The sequence below is a fragment of the Nocardia sp. NPDC056564 genome (assembly GCF_042793755.1).
Taxonomy (GTDB): Bacteria; Actinomycetota; Actinomycetes; order Mycobacteriales; family Mycobacteriaceae; genus Nocardia.
Genome location: NZ_JBHTUR010000008.1, coordinates 43482 through 56495, shown reverse-complemented (window position 1 = coordinate 56495; position 13014 = coordinate 43482). Strand labels below are relative to the sequence as shown.

At 68.9% G+C, this 13014-nt stretch carries 13 protein-coding genes; 11 read left to right on the top strand and 2 right to left on the bottom strand.

All coding sequences use genetic code 11. The annotated features are described in order from the left end of the window. Positions 1 to 18 precede the first annotated feature (18 nt). Positions 19 to 324, top strand: coding sequence for an ANTAR domain-containing protein (locus ACFQ9K_RS21080; protein ID WP_378714538.1), 306 nt, complete (start codon positions 19 to 21; stop codon positions 322 to 324). A gap of 123 nt (positions 325 to 447) precedes the next feature. Further along, complete coding sequence (locus ACFQ9K_RS21075) at positions 448 to 1461, top strand: YdcF family protein (protein WP_378714539.1); 1014 nt, start codon at positions 448 to 450, stop codon at positions 1459 to 1461. Between the two features lies 1 nt (position 1462). Here the strand turns inward: ACFQ9K_RS21075 and ACFQ9K_RS21070 are convergent, their stop codons facing one another. Further along, the gene (locus ACFQ9K_RS21070; RefSeq protein WP_378714541.1) at positions 1463 to 2140 is read right to left on the bottom strand and encodes a PAS and ANTAR domain-containing protein; all 678 of its coding nucleotides are present in this window, start codon (positions 2138 to 2140) and stop codon (positions 1463 to 1465) included. Positions 2141 to 2346: 206 nt separating this feature from the next. Here ACFQ9K_RS21070 and ACFQ9K_RS21065 point away from each other — a divergent pair, with 206 nt between their 5' ends. Continuing rightward, on the top strand, positions 2347 to 3165 hold the full coding sequence (locus tag ACFQ9K_RS21065; protein ID WP_378714542.1) for a M15 family metallopeptidase: 819 nt from the start codon (positions 2347 to 2349) through the stop codon (positions 3163 to 3165). Positions 3166 to 3344: 179 nt separating this feature from the next. Next, positions 3345 to 3884 carry a hypothetical protein gene (locus ACFQ9K_RS21060; RefSeq protein ID WP_378714544.1) on the top strand — a complete coding sequence of 180 codons (540 nt, stop codon included), beginning with the start codon at positions 3345 to 3347 and terminating at the stop codon, positions 3882 to 3884. Between the two features lie 18 nt (positions 3885 to 3902). On the opposite strand, the gene ACFQ9K_RS21055 is transcribed toward ACFQ9K_RS21060, so the two are convergent. Next, positions 3903 to 5144 (bottom strand): helix-turn-helix domain-containing protein, encoded by a 1242-nt coding sequence (locus tag ACFQ9K_RS21055; protein WP_378714545.1) that lies wholly within the window; start codon positions 5142 to 5144, stop codon positions 3903 to 3905. A 479-nt stretch (positions 5145 to 5623) separates the two neighbouring features. Here ACFQ9K_RS21055 and ACFQ9K_RS21050 point away from each other — a divergent pair, with 479 nt between their 5' ends. Genes ACFQ9K_RS21050 through ACFQ9K_RS21020 form a run of 7 tightly spaced genes read left to right on the top strand, consistent with a single transcriptional unit; the run spans position 5624 to position 13009 of the window. Then, entirely contained in the window at positions 5624 to 6652 is a 1029-nt protein-coding gene (locus tag ACFQ9K_RS21050; protein ID WP_378714547.1) for a polyprenyl synthetase family protein, read from the top strand. Then, positions 6649 to 7620 (top strand): mevalonate kinase, encoded by a 972-nt coding sequence (mvk, locus tag ACFQ9K_RS21045; protein ID WP_378714549.1) that lies wholly within the window; start codon positions 6649 to 6651, stop codon positions 7618 to 7620. Before ACFQ9K_RS21050 ends, mvk begins: the two co-directional genes overlap by 4 nt. Then, positions 7617 to 8621 carry a diphosphomevalonate decarboxylase gene (gene mvaD, locus ACFQ9K_RS21040; protein WP_378714550.1) on the top strand — a complete coding sequence of 335 codons (1005 nt, stop codon included), beginning with the start codon at positions 7617 to 7619 and terminating at the stop codon, positions 8619 to 8621. Before mvk ends, mvaD begins: the two co-directional genes overlap by 4 nt. Then, a complete protein-coding gene (locus ACFQ9K_RS21035; protein WP_378714551.1) occupies positions 8618 to 9721 on the top strand; it encodes a phosphomevalonate kinase in 1104 nt (367 codons plus the stop codon). The genes mvaD and ACFQ9K_RS21035 overlap by 4 nt, the downstream gene beginning before the upstream one ends. Further along, positions 9718 to 10785 carry a type 2 isopentenyl-diphosphate Delta-isomerase gene (gene fni / locus ACFQ9K_RS21030; protein WP_378714553.1) on the top strand — a complete coding sequence of 356 codons (1068 nt, stop codon included), beginning with the start codon at positions 9718 to 9720 and terminating at the stop codon, positions 10783 to 10785. The genes ACFQ9K_RS21035 and fni overlap by 4 nt, the downstream gene beginning before the upstream one ends. Beyond that, positions 10782 to 11840, top strand: a complete 1059-nt coding sequence (locus ACFQ9K_RS21025; RefSeq protein ID WP_378714555.1) for a hydroxymethylglutaryl-CoA reductase — start codon at positions 10782 to 10784, stop codon at positions 11838 to 11840. The genes fni and ACFQ9K_RS21025 overlap by 4 nt, the downstream gene beginning before the upstream one ends. Then, entirely contained in the window at positions 11837 to 13009 is a 1173-nt protein-coding gene (locus tag ACFQ9K_RS21020; protein ID WP_378714557.1) for a hydroxymethylglutaryl-CoA synthase, read from the top strand. Before ACFQ9K_RS21025 ends, ACFQ9K_RS21020 begins: the two co-directional genes overlap by 4 nt. Positions 13010 to 13014 lie beyond the last annotated feature (5 nt).

Genomic DNA, 13014 nt, shown 5'->3' with positions numbered 1-13014 from the left:
CTGGGTAGTACCCAGGGTATGAGCGATGGTTTCGAGGAACGCGGCCAACCGTCCCTCGGGCGCGCCTCTCCCGATCTGCTGGCGGCTCGCGCGGTGATCGAGCAGGCCAAGGGCGCGTTGATGCTGGTCTACGGCGTCGACGCCGAGCAGGCGTTCACCATGCTGCGCCGCCGCTCGCAGGCGACCAATGTCAAGCTGCGCGCGCTGGCCGCGCAATTGATCGCCGAGCTCCCCTCGCTGGACCTCGCTCCCCCCGAGCTCCGGGCCAAGGTCGATTACCTGCTGCACATCGCGCACCACCCCAAACCCAAGCCCGAGCTCTGACCAGCGCATATCGCCATCGGCCCGATCGAAAACCGTTGGCACGTACCGGACAATCCGCCATCGAGCGCTACCCAGACCCGGCCCGGATGCAATCGGACACCCACTGCCCGTTACCGTGCGCTGGTGATCCTGCTCACTGTCGGCTTGGTTCTGTTGGGTGTCTTCGCACTGCGGTTCCATCTGGACCGGCGACGGCTGAGCAATGGCGTCTATCTGCTTCTGGCCGTCGCGGTGCTCGCGGTGTGGGCGGTCGGCTCGGGCGACAACGCGGATCTGACGCTCGCCCTCGTCGGGCTGCTGGTGGTGCTGTCACCGCTGGTGGTGCTGGTCCTGGCCGGGTTGCTGATCGCCAACGGCATGCAGATGCTGCGCCGCGAAGGGGCGCGGATCGCGAATCTGCTCTCGATCGGGCCGGGAATCGTCCTGCTGGTGCCCTACGTCCTGCTCGGCGTCGCCATCGCGACCGGCAGCCTGAGTTCGGTGCTGTTCGCGTCGCTGGTGATGGCGGTGGCCTATTTCGGTTTCGTGTTCACCAGCTTCGTCCTGTACTCGCTGCTCTACGGCTGGCTGCCGTACCGGCCGGGGATGGACGCGATCGTCGTGCACGGCTCGGGCCTGGTCGGCGCGCGGGTCTCGCCGCTGCTGGCCAGCCGGCTGGACCGGGCGGCCCAGATCTACTGGGCGGAGCTGGCGCAGGGGCGCCGGCCGGTGATCATCACCAGCGGCGGCAAGGGCTCCGACGAGGCGGTGTCGGAGGCCGCCGCGATGGCGGACTATCTCCAGGCGCGCGGCATCCCGGAGGCCACCGTGGCGCGCGAAGAGCATTCGACCACGACGCGGGAGAACCTGCTCTTCATCAAGCGGCTGCTCGGCGAGCGCGGGCAGTCGACGCGAATGGTGTTGGTCACCAGCAATTTTCACATCCTGCGCACCGCGATCCTGGCCCGCAGGCTGAAGCTGGACGCGGAGGTGACCGGCGCGCGCACGGCGTTCTACTACCTGCCGAGCGCGATCCTGCGCGAGTTCGTCGCGATCGTGGTCGCCTACAAGTGGACCAACGCGGTCACCTGCCTGACCCTGGTCTCGCTGCCGCTGCTGCTCGCATTGGCCACCGGCGGGATGCCGACGAACCGGTGATTCAGGACACGCGCTCGTGCACGGTCAGCAGCAGGTGGTCGAAGCGGGTCCGGAACCCGGCGGTCTCCTTGTTCAGCATCCTGAGCTCGTCGACGAACTGGGCGGCGAGGTCGCGCAGCTTGGTATTGGTCTCCTGGGAGCGCCAGCGCAACACCCGGAACGCCTGCTCCGCGTTCACCCCGTAGGCGAGGATCAGCGCGCCCTTGGCCTGCTCGATCACGGCGCGCGCCTCGATCACCTCGGGCAGGATCTCCTCGAGCACCTCCTGCCGCTGCTCCTCTAGCCGCTCGCTCACGTCGACGTAGTAGCCGGAGGTGCCGATCACCTTGTCGTCCTCGTCGGTCATGAGGTCGCCGACGACGACCACCTCACGCACCTCGCCGTGGGTGTCGACGATCCGGTGCCTGCCGCAGAACGGCTGGCCGGTCTCAGCCGCGGCGGCGATGCAACTGGCCACATGCTCCCGGTCATCGGGGTGTTTATGGGACAGCAGCAGGTCGGTGGTCGGTTCCACCTCACCCGGTTCGTACCCGTACATCGCGGCAAGCTCATCGGACCATTCCCACCGCTGGTCGGCAAACCAGAATCGAAACCATCCGGGCTCCGCGCAAGCGTCGATGCCGATGGTCTCCTCCATCGCGCTCACCGCCTCCGGTGCAACTTCTTCGCCCAGCGTCACCGCCCCAGTATCCGCCGAAACGGTCCCGGTTCGGAACCCGACCCCAAGAATTGGGCGCTGCAAGATCGATCACGACCTGGGATTTTCCGGGTCGGCCGGCACCGGCCGATCGCGGCCATAACCGCGCGGGGTGTGCGATGCTCGTATCCGTCGGCCTCGACGCTGGCGAAAGTGGTTGAACCCCAGCCTGATGCGAGGAGAAGCGCATGAGTTCTGTCCGGTCGGCCCGCCGCGCCGGCGCGCTGGCGATGGCCGGTGTGGTGGCGGCCGCCCTCGCGGCATGCGGCGGCGCGGGTTCCGATACCCCGGCGACGAGTACGCCCGCGCCGAGTACGCCGGTGGCGGACGAGTCGGCGTTCGTCTCGATCACCGATGTCGATCCGACGATCCTCGTCGACGCGCGGTACTTCGGCGAGCACAACTTCCTCGGCGCCCGCATCGCCGGCTACGAGGCGCCGCGCTGCCTGCTGACCAAGCAGGCGGCGGACGCGCTGGCGCAGGTGCAGGCGGAATTGCGCCCGATGAACCTCACGCTGAAGACCTACGACTGCTACCGCCCGCAGCGTGCCGTCGACCAGTTCGTCAGGTGGGCAAAGGATCTCGGCGACGTGAAGATGAAGCAGGAGTTCTACCCCACCGTCGACAAGGCGAATCTGTTCCGCGACGGCTACATCGCGGAGAAGTCCGGGCACAGCCGCGGCAGCACGCTCGACCTCGCCATCGTCGCACTGCCCGCCGCCGACCCCGAGCCGTATCGCCCGGGCGACCCGCTGCGCGAATGCTTCCTCCCGGCCGAGCAGCGCTTCCACGACAACATCCTCGACTTCGGCACCGGCTACGACTGCTTCGACCCGGCCGCGCACACCGCCAACCCGGCCATCGGCGGCACCCAGCGCGCCGTACGCACCCTCCTCGCGGAGCTGATGGAGGAACACGGCTTCACCAACCTCCCCGAGGAGTGGTGGCACTTCACCCTGACGAACGAACCGTTCCCGAAGACCTTCTTCGACTTCCCCGTGCGCTGACCCCGGTCCCACCGAAACCGACCCGCTGCCGTCTATACGCAGGTCGGCCTGGCTCCTACACTGGGTAACTGCGGCACGGTCGACCGTCGGAGCGCCACGGCACCTCAGCGATCGGCAATTCTCGAAGTCCCGATCCGCCCAGGGCCGGAGGATTCGGCCCGTTTCTTGGAGGAGGCGGCATGCCCGATCCAGCACACCGCAAGATCTGCCTGCTCGGCCACGGTTGCGACTGCCCCACCGTCACCCTGTTCCTCGCACCCGAGCCGTTGATCCCCGGCGGCAGCATCCTGCACCTGCTCGAACAAGCGCCGCTCGCCGCGGACACCGCCGCGCCGACTCCGGACGCCGACCTCGTCGACCTGGTGCAAACCGACTCGGCCACCGTCCAGGGCCCGTTGGTGCATACCGAATTCCGCGCATTTCTCGCCGGCCCACCCGACCCGGCCCGCAGCCGGACCATCCTGCACGACCGCCACATCACCGACACCGCCCCCGTCGGCCTGGACCTCGACGACCCCGCCGAAATGACCCGCCTCGCCCTACTACCCGAACGCCCCATCGGTTTCCGCCGCACCGAGGATTTCCAGGAGGAGGCGATGCGCCGAGCCATGCTCGCCGTCTACCGCCACTTCCAGGTAGACCAGCGAATCCGGCTGACCTACCACGGCTTCGCCGACCCGGTCACCGGCTGGTTCGCCCTGCGCACCGCGATCGCCTGAGCCGCGCGTCGCCTCGGGTCAGGTGAGTTCGGCCAGTTCGGCCAGCCGAGCGACATCCCGCCGGACCAGGCGATTGCCATGTAACAGCAGATGCTGAAGGGTGCGTTGCGCGTGCCGGTCGTGCCGGAGATCCTCCGGACAGGCGTCGGCCGCCTTGGCCAGCGCGAACGCCGCGGCGACATCGTCACCGTGGCGGACGAAGGCATAGGCCAGCGCGATGAAATAGCGCGAACGACCGCCGATGGGATAGTTGTCGCCGATGGCGACATCGGCCGCGATGCGGATCGCCGCATCGAAATCGCCGTGATCCAGGGCCATCTCGATCTGGGCGAGGGCGATCTCGGTCGGTCCGAACCTGAGCCCGAGCACCTCGTGATCGCCGGTGAGTTCGCCGGCCAGCTGCCGCGCCGCGGCCGTCAGCCGATCGGCCTCCGCGAGGTGGAGCATTCCCGCCGCGCCCTTCGCCGCGAGCAGATGCAGGGCGCCGAGCAATGCCACCCGACTGGTGCGGTCGATGGCGTCCGGCGCCGTTTCGACGAGGTAGGCGGCGGTCGCCTCGACGTAGTCGTGGCACTCCTCGTTTCGGGAAAGATGCAGCAGCGCGCTGCCGATATGCCAGGCGCTCACCGCGAACAGCATCGGCTGATCGAGTTGCCCGGCGATGGCGAGCGACCGGTCGGCGCAGGTCCACGCCAGCTCGTGCGCACCGGTCCGGCCGAGCAGCTGCGCGGCGAGCTGATAGGCCTGCACCAGCAGCATCCCGGTCTCCGCGTCCCGATGCCGCCAGCGCAGATCCCGGCTGGCCGCGAGGACCCAGGCCAGGCGTTCGGTCAGCACGGTGTACCGGTGCGCCGACGTCGCCCAAATCTCTTGGCACCGGTCCAGTTCGGCAGCCACCTCCGGTATCGATCGGCCGCGCCGCGCCAACTCGGTGTGCACGTGAATCGCGGGATGATCGACGATGATCGGGCGGAACACCCGCAATACCTCGCCGGCCAGGCCGACCGCGACCGGCGACTGCCGCAACGGCCAGTCGATCAGCACGCTCAGGTCATCGATCCGGAGCACCTCGGCGAGCCGGGTGATCACCCGCACGCTGTCGAGCCGCTGTCGTCCCGATTCGACCAGCCGCAACCACTCCTCGCTTCGGCCGACCAGATTGGCGACCACCCGGCGGGACAATCCACGGTTCAAACGACGCAGCTTGATCCGTTCCCCGGCGGTTAACTCGCCCGATTCCGATATACCGTTGGCGCACACTGTGTCTCCCCTGTGGCCAGCCGACCCGAAACTGGCTGCTCCATCGATCTCTCGCGGTCCAACGGCGGTTCGGTCCGCGGCATCCGCGACCTGGTCACCTTGGAGCCGTTGCGGCACAAGCGATCACATCCGACAAGTCCGTCGACGAACCCTTCGATCGATCAATGTTTCCCCGCCCGAGCACAATTCGCCGGACTTTCACGGATCTCATTCCTGCAAATCTTCCAAATAGATTTGGATCGAGAACCGTACGGGGCTGGGTGCGCGGACTCCGGCCTTATTTTGATCGTCCCGCGACGCACCGGTTCGCCCAGGTCCACCGGCCGCGAAGGGCGCAAACGGATTTGCGAGCGACCGCGGTGCCTGGAGCTAACGTCGAGGCACGACGATAGTTCATTCGGACCGCCGCCCGGCAGCATACGGATCGGTCGGTCCCTCCGCTTCGGAGACCCAATGACCAGTTGCCCCTGGCGGTTTCGATGACGACCGGTATCGATACGGTGAATCATCCCGCAGCTCGTATTCTGCTCGCCCAGACCCGTGCGGTCTGCGCCCCGGTGTTGCACGAGTCGGTCGAATCGCTGCCCGAACCGATGCGCCGCATGGCCGGTTATCACTTCGGCTGGTGGGACGCCGTCGGTGCCCCGGTCAACGCCGACCGGGGAAAATCGCTGCGCCCGGCCCTGACCGTCGGCACCGCGATCGCCTACGGGAGCACGCCAGCCGAGGCGGCTCCGGTCGCCGCCGCCATCGAGCTCGCGCACAACTCCACCCTGATCCACGACGACGTGATCGACGGTGACCAGACGCGCCGGGGCCGGACCACCGTGTGGCGGGTCTGGGGCACCGCCGATGCCATCCAGCTGGGCGATGCCCTGCACGCGTTGGCCATTCGAGTGCTGACCCGCAGGCCCACCCGCTGGACGAGCGAGGCGGTCGACCGGCTGGAAACAGCGCTGATCGAGGTGTGCCGCGGCCAATCCGAGGATTGCGCCTTCGAGACCCGCGCACAGATCGCCGTGGACGAATACGTGCGGATGGCGATGGGCAAGACCGGTGCGCTGACCGGCTGCGCGTGCGCGCTCGGCGCGTTGTCGGCCGGCGCGAGCCCGACCGCGGTCGCCGCGCTGGACCGGTTCGGTCACCAAGTCGGGCTAGGGTTCCAGTTCGTCGATGATCTGCTCGGTATCTGGGGCGAGGAGGCAACGACCGGCAAGCCCGCGGGCAACGATCTCGCCCGGCGCAAGCAATCGCTGCCGGTGGTCGCCGCGCTCGCCTCGGATACGGCGGCCGCGGTCGAACTCGCCGGGCTGTATCGCTCGAAGCTGCCCATGACCGCGGCGGACGTGCACCGCGCGGCGACGCTGATCGAGGCCGCGGGCGCGCGGGAATCGACCGCGCGGCACGCCGAGCAACACCTCGCGGCGGCCATCGCGGCGCTGCCCGGCACACCGCGGTGGGACGACCTGATTGCCCTGGGACACACCATGATCCGCCGGAATCGGTGACCGCCGTGCGGTCCGCCCCACCGTCGGTGACCGGCACCGGCAGCGCGCACGGCAAGCTCATCCTGCTCGGCGAGCACACCGTCGTGTACGGCGCACCGGCCATCGCGTTTCCGATCCCCGGGTTCCGGGTCGACGCCCTGGCCCGGTTGCGCCAGGGTGTCTCGAATCTCGACGGACCGCAGGCCTATCGATTCTCCTGCGGTGATCCGGCGGACGACCAGGCCGCGGAATCCGGGCCGCGGGTCGCGGTCGAGGAGGCGCTGCGCCGCTGGCGGTGCTCCGGTGACGTCATCGATGTCGTGGTCAGCTGCGATATTCCCCCGGCTCGCGGGCTCGGATCGAGCGCCGCGTGCGCGTGCGCCGCGGTCCGGTCCGTAGCGGCTCTCTACGGACAGCAGGTCGACCAGCAGTCCCTGTACGACATCGTGCAGTGCGGTGAGCACTACGCGCACGGCAGGGCGAGCGGCGTCGATACCAGCGCCGCACTGTCGGCCGAGCCGATCTGGTTCCAGGCGCGCCGCGCGCGCCCGATCGTCGTCGGCATCGATGCCGCCGTGGTGGTCGCGGACACCGGGATCGCGGCGGCAACCAAGCGTGCCGTGGTCGACGTACGGGAGAAACTGCACCGGGACCCGGTATACGCACAACGGCTACTCGACCGGGCGGCGGCGATCACCACCGCCGCGGCCGAGGATCTGGCGCTCGGCCGGGCAACGGCGCTCGGCCGGCGACTGGTCGAATTCCAGGTGCTGCTCGATGAGCTCGGCGTCAGCACCCCCGAGCTCGACCGACTGATCGGCGCCGCGCACGACGCCGGTGCGCTCGGCGCGAAACTCACCGGCGGCGGGGGCGGCGGCTGCGTCATCGCCCTCACCGACAACCGCTGCGACCCAGTGTCGTTGAGCGAACATCTGATCGAGGCCGGGGCCGCCGAGACCTGGATCGTACCGATACGGACATCCCGATGAGCGACGACATCGCCTGCGCTATCGCCTATCCGAACATCGCGCTGATCAAGTACTGGGGCAAGCGCGACGAAGCACTGGTACTGCCGGTCACCGGCAGCCTCTCCATGACACTCGACATCTATCCCACCACGACCCGCGTGCAACTCGTCGACAGCGCCGGCGCCGATATCGTCTTCCTCGACGGTCAGCGCGCCGAGGCACCGGCCCATCGTCGCGTCGAACGGTTCCTCGACGTGGTACGCGAGTGGTCGGGCCGAACCGAGCGCGCGGTGGTGCACACCACCAACACGGTGCCGACCGGGGCCGGATTGGCCTCGTCGGCAAGCGGTTTCGCCGCCTTGGCGACGGCGGCCGCGGCCGCGTTCGGACTTCGCCTCGACGACAGGGCCCGGTCGCGGCTGGCCCGACGTGGTTCCGGGTCGGCCTGCCGGTCCATCTTCGGCGGATTCGTGCAGTGGCACGCCGGGCACGGGGACGGCCGGGCCGGCGATCGCAGCTCCTATGCCGAACCGATCGCCGATTGCGCGCTGGACCCCGCCCTGGTGGTGGCGGTGGTCGATGCCGGTGCGAAGGCCGTGTCGAGCAGGCAGGCGATGCGGCAGACCATGGCCACCTCGGCGCTGTACCTACCCTGGGCCTGCGCCAATGCCTGGCAGATCGACCAGATGCGCGCCGCGATGGCACGCGGCGATCTCGCCGCGGTCGGGGAGATCGCCGAGCACAACGCCCTCGGCATGCACGCCACCATGCTCGCGGCCCGGCCCGGGATCCGGTATCTGGCACCGGGTTCGGTGGCGGTGCTCGATCGAATCCTGTTGCTGCGCAACGCGGGCATCCCCGCGTACGGCACCGTGGACGCGGGACCGAACGTCAAGGTGCTCTGCGCGCGGGCCGATGCGACCGCCGTCGCCGAGGCCATCGAGGACGTCGGCGACTACGTCACCACCCGGGTAGCGCATCCCGGGCGCGGCGCCGTCCTGGTCCCCGGGGAGCCGTCGTGATCGTCCGCAGAGCACCGGGCAAGTTGTTCGTCGCCGGCGAATACGCCGTCATCGAGCCGGGCCATCCGGCGGTGATCGTCGCGGTCGACCGGTATTCGACGGCCACCGTGACCGAGACCAGCACGCCAGGGGAAACGACGCTGTCCTCGGACCTGTCCGGCGGCGTCATCCTGCGGTGCCTGCGGGTCGGTGGCCGGCTGATTCCGCTGAGTTCCGATGCGGTGGTGCGTGGTTCGTTCACCTACGTGCTGTCGGCGGTCGGGGTGGTCGAGCGATTGCTCGCCGAGCGCGGCCTGCCCACGCGCTCGTTCCGCCTGGCCGTCACCAGCGATCTCATCGATGCCGACGGGCGCAAGCTCGGCCTCGGTTCCAGCGCGGCGGTCACGGTCGCGACCATCGCCGCCCTCGGCGCCTTCTACCGGCTCGACCTGCGGCCGATGGATCGGTATCGGCTGGCCATGCTGGCGACCCTCGAGGTGGCGCCACGGGCGTCCGGCGGTGACGTCGCGGCGAGCACGTGGGGCGGCTGGATCGCCTACAGCGCGCCGGACCGGCAGTGGCTGGCCGAACTGGTACCGGATCGCGGGATCGCGACCGCGCTCGATGTGCGCTGGCCGGGACTCACCCTGCGCGCGCTGCCCGCGCCGCACTGCCTGCGGTTGCGGGTCGGCTGGACCGGACAACCCGCCTCCACCACCGCGCTGGTGGCCGGGCTGCGCCGCGGCGGCCGCGAAAACCGTTACTACCCCGACTTTCTCGCCGACAGCACCGACTGCGTCCGACGTCTGATCACCGCCTTCGAGCACCGTGATCCGGCGGGCGTGCAACGGGAGATCCGCCGGGCACGCTGGGTGCTCACCGATTTCGACAGCAGCGCCCGGCTCGGCATCATGACGCCCCGGCTGGAGGCGCTGTGCGCGGCGGCCGAAGCGGTCGGCGCGGCCGCCAAACCCTCCGGTGCGGGCGGCGGCGACTGCGGTATCGCGTTGATCCACCGCCAGGCACACACCGAGACGACCGCACTCGTCCAACGCTGGGCGCAGGCCGGAATCCGGCCGCTCCCGCTGCGCATCCACCCGACCGAAGCGGAGAAACCATGATCGGCAACCGCAAAGACGATCACGTGCGCTACGCCGTGGACCAGCAACGCCACGGCTCCGGCCGCAACGACTTCGACTCGGTGACCTTCCTGCACCACGCGCTGGCCGGAATCGACAGCCGGGATGTCTGCCTGAGCACCGAGGTAGCCGGAAAGCACTGGAGCGCGCCGATATTCGTCAACGGAATGACCGGTGGCAGCAACGGCACCGGCGCGATCAACCGGGAGCTCGGCATCGCGGCCCGCGAGACCGGGATCGCGATCGGCTCCGGATCCATGAGCGCCTACTTCGCCGACCCGTCGATGGCGGGCAGCTACCGGGTGCTCCGGCAGGAGAATCCGCAGGGCTTCGTGCTGGCGAATGTCAACGCCAACGCGACGATCGACCAGGTCCAGCGGGCCATCGATCTGCTCGAAGCCGACGCGCTCCAGATCCATCTCAATGCGGTCCAGGAGATCGTCATGCCGGAGGGGGATCGTTCGTTCGGCTCCTGGCGCGGCCGCATCGAGCAGATCACCGCCGCCGTCTCGGTTCCGGTGGTGGTCAAGGAGGTCGGTTTCGGGCTCAGCCGCCAGACCGTGCGCTGGTTGCGCGACGCCGGGGTCGCCGCCGCCGACGTGGGCGGCCGGGGCGGCACGAACTTCGCCCGGATCGAGAACAATCGCCGCACCGGCGCGGACTTCTCGTTCGTCGACGGGTGGGGGCAATCCACGGTCTGCTGCCTGCTCGACGTCTCCGGCATCACCGACATCAGCATCCTCGGTTCCGGCGGCGTCCGATCGCCGCTCGACGTGGCGCGCGCGCTCGCCCTCGGCGCCAGCGCCAGCGGGGTGGCCGGGCGGTTCCTCGAAACGCTGGTCGACCAGGGCACCGCCGCACTGATCACCATGATCCAGGACTGGCTGGAACAGCTCGGCCAGCTGATGACCGTGCTCGGCGCGGCCACGCCCGCCGCACTGACCGGCTGTGAGCTGCTGCTCACCGGCGAGGTCGAAACGTTCGCCCGGCTGCGCGGCATCGATGTCGGCAGCTACGCCGGCCGCCGCCCGAAGGAGTCGCTATGACCGAATTATGTTATGCCGCAATGCCGTTGCAGTGGGTGGGGCCGCTCCGAATCAGCGGGAACGTGCTGACCGACGAGGTAGCGGTCCCGCTGGCGACCTACGAGTCACCGCTGTGGCCCTCGGTGGGGCGCGGCGCACGAATATCCATGGCCGTCGACCGGGGCATCGTCGCGACCCTCGTCGATGAGCGGATGACCCGCTCGATCCTGCTCGAGGCCGACGACGCACTGGTCGCCCACACCGCCGTCGCGGAACTCACGAACCGGTTCGCCGGGCTCCAGGCCAGGGTGGCCACGGTGAGCCGGTTCACCGAGCTCATCCGGATGCACCAGCAGTTCGTCGGCAACCTGCTGTTCCTGCGATTCGAGTTCAGCACCGGTGACGCCGCCGGGCACAACATGGTGACCCTGGCCGCCGATCGGCTGATGGACCACATCGTCGGCAGCATCCCGGGGCTGCGCTACGGATCCATTTCCGGAAACTACTGCACGGACAAGAAGGCCAGTGCGGTCAACGGGATCCTCGGCCGCGGTAAGAATGTGGTCACCGAACTGCTGGTACCGCGCGAACTGGTCGAGCGGCGGCTGCACACGACAGCCGCGAAAATCGTCGAGCTCAATATTCGCAAGAACCTGATCGGCACCATTGTGGCCGGCGGAATCCGCACGGCCAACGCCCATTACGCCAACATGCTGCTCGCCTTCTACCTGGCCACCGGCCAGGACGGCGCGAACATCGTGGAGGGTTCGCAGGGCATCACGCACGCCGAGGACCGCGGCGGCGATCTCTATTTCTCCTGCACCCTGCCCAATCTCGTGGTCGGAACGGTGGGCAACGGAAAGGACCAGGCGTTCGCCGAGGACAACCTGGTCAGGCTCGGCTGCCGCGCGCAGCGCGGGCCCGGCGACAACGCCCGGCGTCTGGCCGGCATCGCCGCGGCCACCGTGCTCTGCGGCGAACTGTCGCTGCTGGCGGCGCAAACGAACAGCGGCGAATTGATGCGCGCCCACACCCAACTAGAACGGTCGAATACCAGCACAGGAGTAGTCCGATGAAAACCACACCCGTAGGAATTCACGACCTTTCCTTCGCGACCACCAGCTACGTACTGGACCACGCGGTGCTTGCCCAGCAGCTCGGCATCGACGTGGACAAGTTCTACCTCGGCATCGGGCAGGAGGCGATGAGCGTCCCGGCCGCCGACGAAGACATCGTCACGATGGCCGCCGCGGCGGCGGCGCCGATCATCGAACGCCATGGCGCCGAGCACATCCGCACGGTACTGCTGGCCACCGAAACCGGTGTGGATCAAGCCAAAGCGGCCGGACTCTATCTGCACCCGCTGATCGGCCTGACGCCCGCGACGCGCGTGGTCGAGCTCAAGCAGGCCTGCTATTCCGCTACCGCGGCACTGCAATTCGCCGCCGCGCTGGTCGCCCGCGATCCCGCGCAGCAGGTGCTGGTGATAGCCACCGACATAGCCAGATACGACCTGGACACCGCCGCGGAGGCCACCCAGGGCGCCGCCGCGGTCGCGCTGCTGGTGACCGCCGATCCGGCGATTCTGCGACTCGAGCCGCGCACCGGGCTCTATTCGGCGGACGTCATGGACTTCTGGCGGCCCAACTACCGGACCACCGCCGTGGTGGACGGAAAGACCTCCATCTCAGCGTATTTGACGGCGGCCGAGAACGCGTGGACCGACTATCGGCGACAGGGCGGCCGCGAGCTCGACGAGTTCGCCGCGTTCTGCTACCACCAGCCGTTCACCAAGATGGCCCGCAAGGCGCACCGCCACCTGCTGGAGAGCCAAGGGGCGAGCGCGAGCGCGCGGGAGATCGACGCGGCGACCCAGCACACCACGATCTACAACCGGGCGATCGGCAACAGCTACACCGCTTCCCTCTATCTGGGCCTGGCCGCGCTGCTCGACCACGCCGGCGACCTCACCGACCGGCCCATCGCCTTGATCAGCTATGGATCGGGCTGCGTCGCCGAATTCTTCGGCGCGACGGTGACACCCGGATATCGGGACCATCTGCGCACCGCGGCGAACAGCGAAGCCCTCTCCGGCCGGAAGCCGATCGAGTACGCCCGCTATCGGGCGCTGCACGAAGCTCGGACGCCGTCCGACGGTGCTGATCACCCCATCGAGGCGGAGACCAGCGGTCCGTTCCGGCTGGCCGCCGTCACCGGCCACATCCGTGTCTACGAAACCCGATAGCGAGG

Excerpts from the sequence above, each read along its gene's own strand:
- mvaD (WP_378714550.1), top strand. The coding sequence starts at position 7,617 with ATGAGCGACGACATCGCCTGCGCTATCGCCTATCCGAACATCGCGCTG.
- ACFQ9K_RS21050 (WP_378714547.1), top strand. The coding sequence starts at position 5,624 with ATGACGACCGGTATCGATACGGTGAATCATCCCGCAGCTCGTATTCTG.
- ACFQ9K_RS21020 (WP_378714557.1), top strand. The coding sequence starts at position 11,837 with ATGAAAACCACACCCGTAGGAATTCACGACCTTTCCTTCGCGACCACC.
- ACFQ9K_RS21065 (WP_378714542.1), top strand. The coding sequence starts at position 2,347 with ATGAGTTCTGTCCGGTCGGCCCGCCGCGCCGGCGCGCTGGCGATGGCC.
- fni (WP_378714553.1), top strand. The coding sequence starts at position 9,718 with ATGATCGGCAACCGCAAAGACGATCACGTGCGCTACGCCGTGGACCAG.
- ACFQ9K_RS21060 (WP_378714544.1), top strand. The coding sequence starts at position 3,345 with ATGCCCGATCCAGCACACCGCAAGATCTGCCTGCTCGGCCACGGTTGC.
- ACFQ9K_RS21025 (WP_378714555.1), top strand. The coding sequence starts at position 10,782 with ATGACCGAATTATGTTATGCCGCAATGCCGTTGCAGTGGGTGGGGCCG.
- ACFQ9K_RS21080 (WP_378714538.1), top strand. The coding sequence starts at position 19 with ATGAGCGATGGTTTCGAGGAACGCGGCCAACCGTCCCTCGGGCGCGCC.